This is a genomic window from Spirosoma validum (assembly GCF_014699035.1).
In the GTDB taxonomy this organism is placed as follows: domain Bacteria; phylum Bacteroidota; class Bacteroidia; order Cytophagales; family Spirosomataceae; genus Spirosoma; species Spirosoma validum.
This window is the reverse complement of the sequence record NZ_JACXAA010000026.1, coordinates 37,006-52,590: the sequence shown is the minus strand read 5'-3', so window position 1 is coordinate 52,590 and position 15,585 is coordinate 37,006. Positions and strand designations below refer to the sequence as shown.

Sequence of the window (15,585 nt, the reverse complement as noted above, 5' to 3'; positions counted from 1 at the left end):
TTCAGCGAGTTCAAAGTGGCTAAAACCGTCTCTTCTCTTTTCACCCGCAACTGTCCACTTTCATTTGACGACGTACAATCGATGGTAAAAATAATTGTTAAAGCTAACGAACCATGGATGTATTTGTTGATAGCAGTAAGAGTTGGGCTGGTACTAACTTTGCTCTCTGACTAACTCCCGTTTACTCAATTCGCCCATGCCTTGTTTATTCATTTTAATTACCCAGAGCGCCCTGCTAGCCAAGGAATACTGACTACTGCTTGCTGGCCTCAATGCCCAACCGGCGAGTGATACATTTGAAAAATCGAGCAAAGGCTAGGGCCGCCCGTGCGGAATAGAATATAAACCCATTTCGGCTTTGCGTTTCGCTTAGCGGCTTAGCGGCCTACCGTAACGATTCGGGAATAAGCAAGCTAAAAACAAATGGATATCCAGGCCTTAGTCGTTGAACAATTTCGTAATTGAAAAAGAATTACTTTTCCTCAAAATGATTAGCTGTTTGAAAAGACAAACTATGGACCCGCTTCTATTAAAGGTAAAAAAAACAGAAACTGATTCGTTCAGTGTTAATCACTTTACGTATAGTGGCTCCTTTCCGGGTTTATGGCATTACCATTCCGAATACGAATTAACGCTAATCGTTAAAAGCTCCGGAACCCGATTTGTTGGTGACCATATTGATCGATACACGGAAAACGATCTGATTTTTATTGGAAAGAATTTAGCACATACCTGGAAAACCGATCCTTCAAAAGAGAAAAACCAGTCATCAGAAGCGCTCGTTATCCATTTTAAAGAAGATTTTTTAGGGAAAACTTTTTTTACAACGCCCGAACTATATGCGGTAGAAAAGTTTCTACAACTATCCCAGCGAGGAATCAAAATAATGGGGAAAACTCAGACCGCCATTATCGATCATATGTATCAGATTCAGGCTTTGAGCGGTGTTAATAAATTAATCAAATTATTACAAATTCTTAGCTTGTTAGCTGATTCTGAAGAGTTGATCTTATTGTCCAGCGAGGGGTACAACCAATATATCAATGAAAACACGAATGATCGATTAAATAAGGTTCATGCCTACATCATGAATAATTTTAAATCCTCTATTCGATTGACCGATGCTGCCGATATTGCCAATATGAGTCCAACGGCTTTCTCCAGGTATTTTAAACAACGAATGCAAAAGCCATTTTCACAATTTGTGAATGAACTGAAAGTTGGCTATGCCTGCAAACTGTTGATGTTGCACAAGTTTAGTATACAGCAGATTTGTTTTGAATGTGGCTTTCAGAACGTGTCAAACTTTAACAAACAGTTTAAAAGCTATACCGAGCTGTCACCGAAACAGTTCCAGCTAAAGCACAGGTCTTTGTACCTTCAGGCGTCACTATACCAGCTTCAGGCAAACAATCCGGCTGAATAACTATTACGCCACCTGATTTTTTAGCGGTTCTCCGTTTATAAGTCTCAACACTTCTTCGGCGGCAAATTGCTGAAGAATCGGAATGCTACGTTGGCTATACCAGGCCGTATGCGAGGTGATTATCGTATTGGGAGCCTGACGGATCGGGTGCTCATCCGGAAGCGGTTCCTGCTCAAAGACATCGATACCGGCACCACCGATTTTGTTTTCTGTCAATGCCTGCGCTAAGTCAATTGTGTTGATCAACCCACCCCGGGACGTATTGATTAATACCGCATTCGACTTCATGTTCAATAACGATTCCCGGTTAATGAGGTGATAGGTTTTGTCGTTGAGCGGCAGATGCAGGGAGAGAATATCCGAATTAGCCAGGGCCTCCTCAAATGTTATTTTTTGGACCCCCAGCGCCTGCATATCTTCTTCGCTCACAAATGGATCAAAGGCGGCCAGTTTAAAGGTGAACGCAGCGGCTTTTTTGAGGACAACCCGCGCGATCCGTCCGAAGCCCAGCGTCGTAAATAAGGCGTCTTTACAGGCAGGAACCGTACCGGGAGGAATTATTTTCCAAACGCCCTCCCGAACCCGCTTATCCGTCGATAGTAATTGCCGGTGTAGCGCCATCGCCAAGGCCATAGCGTGATCAGACACTTCATCGATGCAATAATCCGGTACGTTACAAACCGGTATTTGTCGTTCCCTGGCGGCATTCAGATCGAGATTATCAACGCCAATACCGTAGCGGACAATAAGCCGACACTGATCCAGGTTTCGGATGATGGTTTCCGTGATCGGTGCCCACTGGACGATCAGGGCAAAAGCATCTTTGGTTGCTGCTAGCAAGTCGGCTTCGTTTTTACACTGGGCGTCGATCAGTTCATACCCCGATTGTTCCAACACCGCCCTTTCCGGGTTGATATTCGAGAAGCCGTGATCCGTAATGACAATTTTTTTAGAACTGCTATCCATAAAAAAGTTAGTGTCAAATGATACGTACCAGCAAAAGTCTGGCGAAAAAAGAGGTTTAAAAAAGGATAACCGATTTGACGTGAGCCGCCTTTGCCATCAGCATATCGGTAAAGGCCGTCACCCCGTTATCCAGCGAGTAATAGTGAACCCACGACGTTACGTCGACTTTCCCGGAAGCGATCAGATGCAGTGATTCATTGATTTCCTGCTGCGTGGCCGCGTAGGTGCCGATGATTTGCTTCTCAGATAAAATAATGTCGTACGTAAAAAATGGCTGGGAGTTTTCATAGAGACCGATGAGCACAATTGCCCCGCCAGGCCGAATGGATTTTAAGGCCTGCTGGTTCGTTTGGAAATTCCCCACAGCATCGACAACCAGATCAATTCCTTCATTGTCCGTAAATTGATTAATAGCGGAAACCAGGTCTTCCTCCGAGGAATTGATGGTGGCCGTAGCGCCTAGTTTTCGCGAAATGGAAAGCCGTTCATTCCGCAGATCGGCTACGTACACCGCTACGCCCAGCAGGGATTGAAAGGCCTGCTGCGTAACCAGTCCGATGGGTCCGGCGCCGATCACCAGAACCTTTTTAGGGTTTAAATGCCGGGTGAGGTTAACGATATGAATACCATTGGCCAACGGTTCGGCCATACAGGCGGCTTGTGGCGTAATAGTCTCCGGCATCGGCACTAAGCAATGGGCCGGTACATTCACGTACTCCCCAAAAGCCCCCCCCCGATGCATCCCGAAAATTTGCCGGTTTTTGCATAAGTTCGTCAAGCCACGTTTGCAGGGGTCACACGTTCCGCAGGAGACTACGCTATTACTGGCTACCCGATCACCTTTCGTATAGCCCACTACGTTGGCACCAATCTCCTCAACGGTTCCGCAAAACTCATGGCCCATTATTAACGGCGGGACACGGCGCGGACTTTGGTTTTTAAAGGTTTCCAGCTCACTCCCGCAAATGCCACAAGCCAGTACTTTCAGCAAGACTTCATCCTCGGAAAAAGAAGGTACTGGTCGTTCGGCAATCATGAGTTTTTTAAACTCCGGATAAAACAGTGCTTTCATAGGGAGTTGACGTTCAGAATTGAGCCACGGCTCGGATGGGGGAGCCATCACGGCCCTGTAAGTTGAGCGGAAACCCCATGAAGGTAAATTCATCAGGAACCTGATCCAGATTCGTCAGGCTTTCCACAATGACGATTTCTTTTTTCAGCAGGATATGATGTACTTCATACCAGTCGCGGCTGGGCGTTGGGGTGTCCATGCCCAGCATCCGGATATTTCGGTCGGCCAGATACGTACTGGCTTCCTGGGTCAGCGACGGAAAATTTTCGAAGAAATCATCCTTCCCGAAGTGTTTGTACCAGCCCGTATCGTAGATGATTTTAGCCTCGGGAACCAGCAGCTGTTCATACGGCAAAAAATCATCGACGGTAATTTCTTCCCGGGCTTCTTTGGGAATACGCAGTACGTGCACCTTCCCATAAAACCATTCCAAAGGCATCTGGTCCAGCGTTTTGCCATCGTCCAGAAAGTGATACATCGCGTCCAGATGCGTTCCCTGATGCGACCCCATAACGATTTGCGTAATGTTGTATTTCAACGTTCGGGTAGTTCCGTGCGGAACAATGCTCAGCTTCGGGTCAGACGGAAACGTTTGCTGCCCGTGTACCAGTGGATGGGAAAGATCGACAAGTTTCATAGTTTATTTAGCTAAATAGCCGCCATCAACCAGTAAGTCGCTGCCGGTAATGAAGGAAGAATCGTCACTGGCCAGAAAGGCGGCTGCTGCGGCTACTTCTTCGGGACGTCCCTGCCGGTTCAGTAAGTGCATCGCCGAAGCCCGACGATCTTCTTCGTCGATGTCCAGGCCTAATTTTTCGCATGAATTAATGAAGGCGCTGGTGTAGATGTAGCCAGGGCAAAGGGTGTTTACCCGGATACCAGAAGGCGCCAGATCCTGCGCCCAACATTTGGTTAGCCCCCGAATGGCGAATTTGGTGGCGTTGTACGTAGCAAAATTGGCTTGCCCGACAAAGCCGCTCACCGATGAATAATTGATGATACTGCCACCGCCGTTCTTTTTCATTTGCGGAACGATGTATTTGGCCATCAGCGACGTACCGCCAATGTTTACCGCATTGATCTGTTGCCACTCGTCGGCTGTAGCGTCTACCCCTTTGAAGATAAACCGGGCTGCGGTATTGATCAGTACGTGGGCGGGGCCAACGGCTTGCTCAATGGCCGCGCAGGTTTTATCCACGGCCGCTTCATCGCTGATGTCCAGTTGCCAGAAATGAGCACCCAAGGCTGCTGCTTTCTGATCCGTATCGGGCTGAAGATCAACCATAACAACCACACAACCCTCTTCGGCCATTCGTATAGCGGTGGCATAACCCAGATCGCCAAGGCCACCGGTAATGACTATAATTTTGTCTTTTAATCCTCTCATCGGTTCGTCAAATTCATTCTAGTACGTTGATCATTCGACGGTTAGTACATAGGTACCTGAACCCAATTCCAGCAGAGCCCTGTCCGCTTCGATTTTATAATCCCGGACGATTTTCCCATTTTTATAAATTTTTGAACCAGTCTTCGCTGGCAAATAAACGGTTGCTGTGGTATTTACGGGAATGTCTACCTGATAGCTAAATCGACTGGCGGCTTTGGTCCAACTGGTTTTTATCCAGCCATATGGCGAATGGAAACTGCCCCTGGCCCATGTCAGATCACCGACAGGCTGGGGACGAAGTTTTAGGTGCTTAAACGCGACGGAATTTTCCTCCTGAGCAATACCGGCAATGCCCTCGTAAAACCACTCCAGAATATGTCCCATAGCCAGTTGGTTCTGAGATGATTTGCCATCCCAGGTTTCGACCAGTGCCGTTGCTCCTTTTTTCAGCAGATAACCATATCCCGGCACGTCGTCGCGATTGGTCATGGTGAACAGCGTTTCAGGGTTACTATTTTCGTAGAGCGCTTTGATCAGATACCGGTTTCCAACATCGCCAGCGGTTAGTCGGTTGGCGTCAATCGCCTGAATGGTTGCCACCAGTTTATTCAGTACGTCTTTTCGATACGTTTCCTCTACCAGACCCATGTTAAGCGACATCGCCATAGCGGTTTGGCTACCGGTCGCATAGAGCTTCTTATCCGGGTTGAAAAACTTTTTATTGAAGGCCGTTTTTATACCGGCCGCCAGATTCCGGTAACGCGCGGCATCTTCCGATTTTCCGATCAACTCCGCCATTCGGCTTAAGGCGGTTATGGAATGGTAATAATAGGCCGTAGCAGTGATACCGACTGGTGTCACTTTCCCAATATCCAGCCAATCGCCCAATCCATAGAGCAGCAGATTGTCAACAGCCCGGCTTTCCAGAAAATCCGCGTACCGGGTCATCATCCGGTAGGTTTTGTGGACCACCGACGTATCCCCGTAAAACTGATACAAAAACCAGGAATCCAGGATAGCCGTTGTTCCCCATTCGGGCGAATCAACAAAAGGGCCTTCGAATTTTACATACTCAGGGGCAATGTCGGGAACCAGACCATTTTCGTGCTGCGCGTCGGTCATGTTCTGGATCAGACTGCGGTATAGGTTGTACACATTGTAGGTATAATTGATCGCCGTGCGCATAAAATTCTGCTCACCCTGCCAGCTTAGTTTTTCCCGTTGGGGGTTATCGGTGATGTAACTTTGAAGATTGCTTTTTATCGCCCAATCCGTAAGGGTATAGATCCGGTTAAACAGCCCATTCGAACACGCAAACGTACCATTTCGCGGAGCGGCATTGCGGTTGTGAAGCACGGTCAACCCCGTGACCAGTGGCAGTTGACTGGACTCCTCTTTGTTGACCCGGACTCCTTCGATCTGAACGTATCGAACAGCAAAGTAAGAGAATCGGGGCTGCCAAATTTCTTCTCCGTCGCCTTTTAGCGTATACGAATACGAATGGGGCGTAACGCCATCCGCCTGATTGACGGTGCCGTCCGCATGAAGCAACTCAGCCGGCGTAATTTTCAGCGTCTGTCCCGCTTTCCCTGTTACGTTTATGCGGGGAATCCCCGAACAGTTTTGGCCAAAATCGTACACGACGGTATTCTGTCCGACCACCGTCGTTTTTTTCGCGGATAACGAATCCAGAAACAGAACGGGGTAATCGATTTCGGGGAGTAATTTACCCGTTGGCGTGGTCACAAGAACGGCATCGTTCCAGGTCTTATCCGAAAAAGCCGCCTTATTCCAGCCTTTTTGCTCTAAGCGGGCGTCATAATCCTCCCCGCCATAGATGGTATTGAACGTAATGGGCGACGGGGTTGCTTTCCAGCTTTTGTCAGAAATGATATGCTCTGTACTGCCATCGGTGTACGTAATTTTCAGCAAGGCAATCAGTTTGGGGTTACCAAATGTGCCCGTTCCTTTCACGTACCGCTCCTGCGAAATGGAGTAAAAACCGTTGCCCAGCATAACCCCAATCGCATTGCTTCCGGGACGTAGTTGCCCGGTAATGTCGTAGGTATTATACAGGATGGTTTTATCATAGCTGGTCCAGCCGGGAGCCAAGAAAGCGTTTCCGATACGTCTGCCATTGATACTAGCCTCATAATGGCCTAAACCACTGATAAACAAGAGCGCTTTCGCTACGTTTCTGGCCGTTGTAAATTCTTTACGTAGTAACGGAGACCGGGCGTTTTTGAAAATTTGGGGATCACCCGCCTTCATTTTCAGGTGAACAAAAGGTACAATTCGACCAGAATCGGGCATATCTTCGTAGCCAATCCAGCGGGCATTTTTCCAATCCGCCGGGGTAAAGATTCCCGTTGTGAACTGTTGCGTGGCACTCCAGGCTGATGACTTTTTATCCGTGTCCCACACCCGAACTTTCCAGAAATACGTCTGCGCCGACTGAAGCGCTTTCCCCGAATAATGAACCTGAATGCTACGATTGCTTTTCACCACATCGGTATTGAATACATCAAACTTGCCAGCCGTTACATTCGCTTTCGACGAGGCAATAACCAATTGATACGCCGACTGCATGACGGCCTGTTTCGGGGATTGCATTTCCCAGGAGAAAAACAGATCGCTGGGATTAATACCCACTGGATTAGCCCGATTGCCGCATAAGGCGGCAACCACCCGCATCTGCGCTTTTACGGTATGACCTAAACTAAGCAGGAAGACGACCAGTAACGTTATTTTTCTACCCTTCATCGTTTTATCTTACTTCATAAGGCTACGCTAAACGCATAACTACCGGATGGCACGCGTAAGGCCGTACCTGCATCGGTGGTTTCAAGAATCCGGATGTCTTTTGATCCTGCGATACGTTGCCCGTTTTCGCTGATGCTTTTCCCGGATGGCAGGAACACGGTAGCCGTTGTATTCGGTGGAATCTGAACGGATAACTGGAAGGTGCCCTTATCGACTTTCCAGTCTACGGCAATTTTTCCGGCAATGGACTGATAAGACCCTTTGGCCCAGGTCAGGCTGCCGCCTAAACGCGGTTTAATTGTAAAGTGCTTGTAGCCAGCCGAATCGGCGTTAATGCCCAGGATGCTTCGGTACATCCATTCGCCCACGGCGCCGATGGCGTAATGATTGAATGAATTCATACCTACGTTCTGAAAGCCGCGACCCTTCACGTAGCCGTCCCAGCGCTCCCAAATGGTGGTTGCCCCCTGGTCAATCGAGTAGATCCAGGAAGGAAACCGGCGGCTTTCGAGTAATTTGTAGGCCACATCGGCGTAACCATATTCCGACAACTGATTCATTAAACGGATCGTTGATTGAATACCGGTCGAGATCCGGTAATCATACGCTTTGATGGCCTGTACCATATGGGCCGCGGCCTGTTTCTGAAGCTTTTCAGGCACCAGGTCAAAATCCAGCGCCAGGGCGTAAGCCGCCTGCGTATTGCCGGCAATGGTACCGTCTCCGGCCACGTATTGGCTGACAAACCGCGCCTTTATTGCGTTTGCCAACGAGTCATAGAACGTATAATCCTGTTGATGACCAAGTAGCCTGGCAACTTTGGCGACGGTTCGGGTTGAATGACCAAAAAAGGCCGTTGAATAGATATCATTATCAACTTTACCACCCTCTTTCGGATAGTCGTCAGCAATAATGGTGTTTCCATTCAGCCAATCGCCGTACATGTTTCCTCGCTCATTTTTCCACAACAAATCCGGATTGGTGTTAAGAATGTGCTGGATGTAGGCTTTCATCGACGTGTACTGGCGGGCCAAGATTGCCGTATCGCCATAGTTCTCATACATTCGCCAGGGCACCAGGACACCCGCATCGCTCCAGCCGGGGGCATTACAATAGCGATTCCACTTATCGACCTGTGGCGTATAATCCGGGTAACGTCCGTCGGCTCGCTGACAATCGGCAATATCCCGCACCCACTTGGTGAAAAAGGCACTCATGTCCAGATTGAAAATAGACGTCTGGGCAAACACCTGGGCGTCGCCCATCCACCCCGCCCGCTCATCCCGTTGCGGACAGTCGGTCGGTGCCGAATGCATGTTCCCCCGCTGGGTCCATAAAATATTGGCCCACAATTTATTAAGATCAGGCGACGAACTCTCGAACGTACCGGCTAAGGGCGCAGCCGACGCGACCACTTTCCCTGTTACGTTGGTTAATTTAGGTTCCTGGGTGAGGCCGGAAATCTCAACGTATCGAAATCCATGATACGTAAAGCGGGGTTCATAGTCAATGGAGGCTTCTAACCCTGGTGTATATACGTCAATCTGTTTAGCTGCCCGCAGATTACTAACGTAGAGTTGCCCCTTTTCGTCCAGCACTTCACCATGCCTGAACGTAATGGGTTGCTTTGGGTTGTACGGAATTTTAAGATTTACCCACCCCGCTATGTTTTGCCCCAGGTCAACGATGTACGTATCGTCTTTCACCCTGACCACCTTCACCGGCGTAATCTCCTGGATAACTCTGATCGGTTCGTTGCCTTGGGCGTTGAGTGTTTTTGAGATGGTTTTGTCAACGGTAGCTGGTTTCCACGCAGCGTCGTCAAAATCCGGTTCCATCCACTTGGCGGGTAATAGTTTCGCATTAAAATGTTCTCCGTCGAAGATGGACGCCGTTTGTACCGGCCCGTTCTCCAATAGATTCCAGCTAGCATCGGTTACGATCTGCGTTCGGGTACCATCGTCAAACAGCAGTTCCAACTGCCCGATCAACCGCCGGTCGAATCCATACGCCCCCCGGTCAGGATGGGAAAAAAGGCCACCGGCGTACCAACCATCTGCCAGCATCGCACCCATCACATTGACGCCCTTTTTCAGGGACTTGGTGACATCGTAGGTCTGGTACTGAACGCGTTCGTGGTAGTCGGTCCACTCGGGTGCCAAAACCTGATTCCCGGCTTTTTTTCCGTTAATGGTCATCTCATACATGCCCAAAGCGCTCGCGTAGAGGGTGGCTTGCTTCACTTTTTTCGTTACCGTGAAGGTCTTACGTAACAAAGGCGATGCGGGTATGGACGATTTGAAGGGTTTGCGATTAGCCGAGCTGCCTGCGTAAGCGCCATCCGTCAATTTTGCCGGGGTCCATTTTTCCCCTGAAAAAGCAGGATACGTAGCGTACAGAACGGATGCGACGACCGGTTTTTTCAGGGCAACATTTTCTGAACTGCCATTGATGGCTTCCAACTCGGCGAAGGCGTAAGCGTACTTACCCTCAGCCGTTTTTTTGAGTTTGCTGACGACTACCCGGATGTATCGACCTGTAACGGGCGTAATCAGTTTACTGTACGGTTCCAGCCCTTTCTGGTCGTAATCCTGAGCGCTTTCGTCCGCAATTACCGTTGGCTTCTTAAAGTCAGCGGTAGCCGATACCAAAATTTTGAAACGTTTGGGAAATAAATATCCGTTGGCGTGAAGTTTATAATCTACGGGATAGAGTTTAATTTGACGAATTTCCTGTTGCAAGCCCAAATCAACATCGACCCACTGATTGCCAGCATTCTCGGCAGCGCTAGAACCCGACTGAAAGCTGTGCCAAATGGTAAATTTTGCGCTGTCAGGTACATTTTCTTCCGGCGCTCCAATCCAGTGTGCATGCCAGTCCTCCTTATTGAGCAGTCCCATCGACCAGCTAGCTATAGCACTCCACGAACTAACGTTCTTCCCGGCATCCCAAACGCGGACTTTCCAGAAATAGGTGGTCCTGGAAACCAGCTTGCTGCCGGTGTACCTCACTTGACTGGCTCTGTCAGATTCCACTTTTCCCGAATCCCATATAGTAGCGGCACCGTTTACCAGGGATAGGGAATCAATACTAACTAAGATCTGGTAAGCCGACTGAGACTGTCCTCTCTTAGCAGAAACCAATTCCCAACTCAGGCGGGGCTGTGTGACGTCAAGCCCAACAGGATTTACTAAATACTCGGTTCGTAGATTACTAATTTTCAGATCAGTATTTTGATTACCACCATAGGCTAAAAAGGTAACTAACAGAGCCAGAAAACTAAACCATAGAATCTTCATTGGTAACGCTTGAAAAGTAGTGAACAGCCAGCTAGTGTTATAAGCCGAAAAGTTGTTGCGACTAATGAGTGCGCTTTTCGTATTTAATATGTATTAATTTTTCTATAAAAGCTTATAGTTTCAGCAATGTAAACTTATCGCTTTGGAGTACCCAAGAGTTCCAGTTTAATAGCAAAAAATGATGCTTTTGTACCATTTTTTCGACTTTTATTACCACTTATAGCTACCAATAAGTAGTTTTATAGGCGATATATCCCAATAGAGGGGATTGTTAACCCACCTCTTCAAAACCCATCTTCATAGTCCATGATCAACTTAAAAACCGCTTTATTTCTGCTCTGGGTTAGCCTGAGTGTTCAAGCCAAAGATTACCCAGCGTCGTTTTTCGGTATTTATTCGGATGGCGCTACACTCAACACGCGTTCTATTCAGTACGCTGTCGATTATATTCATTCAAATGGGGGTGGACGGCTGGTGTTCTACGTCGGGCGGTATCTGACAGGGTCGATTCATTTAAAATCGAACGTAACGCTGCATCTGGAAGAAGGGGCCGTGCTAATGGGATCACTCAACCCCTTTGACTACGATCGGCACGTCTGGACGGCACTGGTGTTCGGCGAAAACCAGCAGAATATTGCCATTACTGGTAAAGGTGTGATCGACGGGCAGGGGCGTCAACTGGCCCGTAACGTCGTGAATGTGATTCAGAAAGGACTCGTCAAAGACTTGTTTCGCTATGATCGCCCCGAGGCCGAAGCGCGCGCCGTCATTCTGTACTTCAAGGGATGCCAGCGGGTAAAACTTCAAACCGTAACGTTACGTAATGCAGCGAGCTGGGTGCAAATTTATGATCAGTGCCGCAACGTACAGTTGGCGGGCATTACCGTCGATAGCAAAGCCTACTGGAACAATGACGGCATCGACATTGTGGATTCTGATAGTGTAAGCGTTACCGACTCCTATATCGATTCAGCCGATGATGGCATTTGTTTAAAATCGCACGACCCCGCGCAGGTTTGTCAGAACATATACGTCCGCAACTGTACCATCCGGTCGAGTGCCAATGCGATCAAATTTGGTACGGCCAGCTACGGCGGTTTTCGAAACATCAAAATGGTGCAGAATAAAGTGTATGATACCTACCGCTCAGCCATCGCCCTGGAAGCTGTGGATGGCGGTTTTGTCGAGAACGTAGTGATTGACAGTTTGCAGGCTATCAATACCGGAAACGCCATTTTTCTGCGAATCGGAGAACGGGTAAAGGGTAAAAAAGGCCGTCTTGAAAACGTTCGGCTGACGAACATCCGGGTCGAGGTGCCCGCGACCAAAGCCGACGCGGGTTATGAGTATGAAGGCCCAATCGAAGACATGCCTCGGAATGTATCGCCCTCATCGATTGTCGGTATGCCCGATGCGTTTGTTAAAGACGTAACATTGAAAAACGTGGAAATAATTTATCCGGGTGGGGGTACTTCAATGGTAGCAAACGTACCGACCACGGCGCTCGACAAAGTACCTGAAAAACCAACGGCTTACCCGGATTTCTCGATGTTTGGCGAACTACCAGCCTGGGGTTTTTATGTACGTCATGCGCAAAATATTCGGTTCGACAACGTAAAACTAACCTGTTCGAAAAACGACTATCGTCCCGCCGTTGTGCTCGATGACGTGAAACAGGCCAACTTAACCCCCATGCTTATTACGGACCCCGACCGGAAAAAACCGTCGGTCTACTCTGCTCATTCCACCGGCTTGACCTTGCCGGGGCGATAAACACCCAATCGGGCGCCTTCAGCCGTGATGTCGGTTTTGAGAAACCGACATCACGGCTCCATCGATATCACCTTTGGCACTGACGGACCGGTCGGAATGACAAAAAACACTCAATACACTCAGCTTATGGATTACAAATGGACTTCTTTTACTATCAGTCTTTTGCTGGCGGTTTTGAGTTCAAAGGCCTTTTCTCAGAACGTAGTACAGGTCAGGGTCGAATGGAAAGGAGGTACGTCGCTATCCGGTACGGTTCAGTTGCAGCACGGTGTTCTGAGCCAAATCGAACTGTCAGCCGGAAAAGGGAAGATAAAAGCCGATGCCTTTCAGGTAGTGTCAGGTAATCGCCCGGGCATCCTGATAACGATTGACAGCGCCCAAACCGAATATGGAACCGGAGCTACTGTGGTGTCAATTAAAACGGCTAAAAATCCTTTTTCATTTTTTCTTCGGGACGTTACGTCCAGTTCCCCCATTTATATACCGGATTATGGCGTAGTAGTATTGACTGCTACGGATAGAAGGTCTTACCAGGAGGTGGAGACCGCAGTACGTTCCAGAAAAACAATGACTAAGCTGAAACGCATTGAAACCGAGAGCGAAGTGTCCTTTTCCTCGGTTGAGAAGCAGGTCAGAAAAATGACAGTACCTACCTGGCTGGGGACCAGCCGGGATTTTAGAATTTTCGAGATTGTCGAAAACCTCTCGGACGCATCCCAGGGAGAAGCTAACATTATTTCGCCCAAACTGTCGTCGACAGCGTTGCGACTGGCCGAGACAAAAAATGAACCGGTACATTACCTGTACACGTATGGTCGGGGCGTTGGCGTAAAGGAGAATGTCTCGCGCCGGTTGGAACAGGGCACATTACCGATTTTACACTCAACGTTGACCGACGATGATGTCGTTTATAAGTCGACCACATTTGTATCCTTGGAAAAATCACCCCTGGCAGAGTTGAAAGGAACCGATTTTCTGGTGGCCGACAGTTTCAGTGGTGGTCACATGTTCACCAAAGAGCAGCAGGAATTGGTGAAAACCAAAACGGAGAAAGCCTTAAACCCGGACGAAGAAACCGTTTTATTTTTCAGATCTGAGATACTGAATACCGGTTCAGTACCTCGTTACGCCTGGTTCAAAACTCCACGTCCAGGTACGATGTGGTGGCAGAAATTTCCGTATCGTTTCGATATAAAAACCGGCTTTTCAGCCTATTCGGAAGAACGAGTTTTCTGTATTTCCAAACTGAACGGGAAACCGCTGCCCGGTGAAGAAATGGCCATTTTGCTGCAACCCGGTGAAAAAGCACTATTCGATTTTTTTATTCCTCATAGTCCCGTTTCCAAAGAACGTGCTTCGCAACTGGCGATGCAGACATTTGAGCAACGTTATGCCGAAAGCAAGAACTTTTGGCTCGCTAAATTAGAGAAAGCCGCGCAAATACATGTCCCCGAAAAGCGGATTGACGAAATGATCCAGGCCGGATTGTTACATCTCGACCTGATTACGTATGGCAATGAACCCAACGCTACGCTTGCCCCGACCATTGGCGTCTATGCACCAATCGGAACGGAAAGTGCGCCGATCATTCAGTTTTATACATCAATGGGCTGGAACGATATTGCCAGGCGGTCGTTGGATTACTTTCTTGACAAGCAGCATGAAGACGGCTTTATCCAGAATTTCAATGGCTATATGGTCGAAACCGGGGCTGCCTTATGGAGCATGGGCGAATACTTCCGGTATACCAACGACCAGGAATGGGTCGGGAATGTAAAAGCAAAAATCATTAAAGCCTGTGATTACCTGATCGCCTGGCGCAACCGGAACAAGAAGGAAGAACTACGCGGGCGGGGGTATGGCATGATCGAAGGAAAAGTAGCGGACCCCGAAGATCATTTTCATCAATTCATGCTCAATGGCTATGCCTACCTCGGGATGAGCCGCTGTGCCGAAATGCTGGCCAGGATTGACCCCTCCCAGTCCGACAGGATCAGGAAGGAAGCGGACGCCTGGAAAGAGGCTATCCGCCAGTCGTTTTTTAACGCTATGGCTTTGTCGCCGGTGGTTCCCTTAGGCGACGGCACCTGGTGTCCAACGGCCCCGCCCTGGACTGAAGGGGCCGGGTTGAGAAGTATGTACCATAAACGCGAAACCTTCTGGTCGCATGGTACGTTCACGGCACCGGATGGAATGCTTGGTCCCATGCATCTGGTTTTTTGCGAAGTAATAGACCCCCATGAGCCAGCGGCTAAAACCCTTCTGAACTATCACAGCGAGCTTTTCTACCAAGAAAATTCAGCGTTTAGTCAACCGTATTACAGCCGCCACAACTGGATGCAGGCGAAGCTGGGTATGACCAAACCTTTTTTAAGCACCTACTACAATACGTTTGCGGCCCATGCTGATCGGGACACCTACACCTTCTGGGAACATTTATTCAAAGTTAGTCCGCACAAGACGCATGAGGAAGCCTGGTTCCTGATGGAAACCCGCTGGATGCTTTATCTGGAAGATGGCCCTACCCTCAGATTGTTCAATACGATCCCGCGTAAATGGCTAGATCAGGGCAATAAACTAACGCTGAGTAATGTCAGGAGCTATTTCGGTCCGATTACGGCGAATGTACTTTCGGAAGTAGAAAAGGGGTACATCACCGCTACCGTGAGCTGCCCGGATACTCGTAAACCGAACGAAGTGTTGATACGCATTCCCCACCCCGCCGGTAAAAAGCCTGTGAACGTAACAGGAGGTATATACAACGAACAGACGGAAACCGTCTCTATAAAACCCTTTTCAGGCCAGGCAGAAATACGGCTCGAATATTGATCTCCTCAAAACAGCAGTACTGTGTGAAGCTTAGAAAACGGATCGCTCCGACGTACCGGCCACTACGTCG

General features: G+C 48.6%; 9 protein-coding genes. 3 read left to right on the top strand and 6 right to left on the bottom strand.

What is annotated here, in order from left to right:
- Nucleotides 1-514: 514 nt before the first annotated feature.
- Nucleotides 515-1,426, top strand: coding sequence for an AraC family transcriptional regulator (locus tag IC230_RS32520; RefSeq protein ID WP_191043263.1), 912 nt, complete (start codon nucleotides 515-517; stop codon nucleotides 1,424-1,426).
- A 3-nt stretch (nucleotides 1,427-1,429) separates the two neighbouring features.
- Here the strand turns inward: IC230_RS32520 and IC230_RS32515 are convergent, their stop codons facing one another.
- The 6 genes from IC230_RS32515 to IC230_RS32490 are packed head-to-tail and all read right to left on the bottom strand — an operon-like array spanning nucleotide 1,430 to nucleotide 10,913.
- Nucleotides 1,430-2,392 carry a C-terminal binding protein gene (locus IC230_RS32515; RefSeq protein ID WP_191043262.1) on the bottom strand — a complete coding sequence of 321 codons (963 nt, stop codon included), beginning with the start codon at nucleotides 2,390-2,392 and terminating at the stop codon, nucleotides 1,430-1,432.
- 55 nt (nucleotides 2,393-2,447) lie between these two features.
- Nucleotides 2,448-3,464, bottom strand: coding sequence for a zinc-dependent alcohol dehydrogenase (locus tag IC230_RS32510; RefSeq protein WP_191043261.1), 1,017 nt, complete (start codon nucleotides 3,462-3,464; stop codon nucleotides 2,448-2,450).
- A 13-nt stretch (nucleotides 3,465-3,477) separates the two neighbouring features.
- A complete protein-coding gene (locus IC230_RS32505) occupies nucleotides 3,478-4,101 on the bottom strand; it encodes a cyclase family protein (RefSeq protein ID WP_191043260.1) in 624 nt (207 codons plus the stop codon).
- Nucleotides 4,102-4,104: 3 nt separating this feature from the next.
- Nucleotides 4,105-4,851 carry an SDR family NAD(P)-dependent oxidoreductase gene (locus IC230_RS32500; protein ID WP_191043259.1) on the bottom strand — a complete coding sequence of 249 codons (747 nt, stop codon included), beginning with the start codon at nucleotides 4,849-4,851 and terminating at the stop codon, nucleotides 4,105-4,107.
- A 30-nt stretch (nucleotides 4,852-4,881) separates the two neighbouring features.
- Nucleotides 4,882-7,614, bottom strand: coding sequence for a family 78 glycoside hydrolase catalytic domain (locus tag IC230_RS32495; protein WP_191043258.1), 2,733 nt, complete (start codon nucleotides 7,612-7,614; stop codon nucleotides 4,882-4,884).
- Nucleotides 7,615-7,628: 14 nt separating this feature from the next.
- Nucleotides 7,629-10,913 (bottom strand): family 78 glycoside hydrolase catalytic domain, encoded by a 3,285-nt coding sequence (locus IC230_RS32490; protein ID WP_191043257.1) that lies wholly within the window; start codon nucleotides 10,911-10,913, stop codon nucleotides 7,629-7,631.
- 306 nt (nucleotides 10,914-11,219) lie between these two features.
- Between IC230_RS32490 and IC230_RS32485 the strand changes: the two genes are divergently transcribed.
- Nucleotides 11,220-12,686: a glycoside hydrolase family 28 protein gene (locus tag IC230_RS32485; protein ID WP_191043256.1), complete on the top strand. Its 1,467-nt coding sequence runs from the start codon at nucleotides 11,220-11,222 to the stop codon at nucleotides 12,684-12,686.
- 126 nt (nucleotides 12,687-12,812) lie between these two features.
- Nucleotides 12,813-15,515 (top strand): glucosidase family protein, encoded by a 2,703-nt coding sequence (locus IC230_RS32480; protein WP_191043255.1) that lies wholly within the window; start codon nucleotides 12,813-12,815, stop codon nucleotides 15,513-15,515.
- The last annotated feature ends 70 nt before the right edge of the window (nucleotides 15,516-15,585 follow it).